Origin of the sequence: Salegentibacter tibetensis, assembly GCF_020164485.1 — a bacterium.
Taxonomy (GTDB): Bacteria; Bacteroidota; Bacteroidia; order Flavobacteriales; family Flavobacteriaceae; genus Salegentibacter; species Salegentibacter tibetensis.
This window is the reverse complement of sequence record NZ_JAIQZA010000138.1, coordinates 1-290: the sequence shown is the minus strand read 5'-3', so window position 1 is coordinate 290 and position 290 is coordinate 1. Positions and strand designations below refer to the sequence as shown.

Annotated in this window: 1 protein-coding gene; it reads left to right on the top strand. The window is 36.6% G+C overall.

Features of this window, described 5'->3' with window-relative positions:
- Nucleotides 1-290: transposase (locus LB467_RS19630; protein WP_224475683.1), on the top strand; the 290-nt coding region annotated here is incomplete at both ends.

Genomic DNA, 290 nt, shown 5'->3' with positions numbered 1-290 from the left:
TTTTATTGAGATTACGGATGGTAAAGTGCACGATGTAAATATTCTGGATGCTTTGACCTTGGAGCCAGGTGCTTTTTATATTATGGACAGGGCTTATCTTGACTTTGAGCGGCTTTACCATTTAAATAAATGTTTGAGTTTTTTTGTGATTCGGGAAAAACGAAATTTTAATTACAGAAGGGTTTATTCTAACAAGGTGGATAAAACCTTGGGGTTTAAGTGTGATCAGATCATAAAGCTCACGGGGTTTTATAGCAAGCAGAAATATCCAGAAAAACTCCGGAGGATCA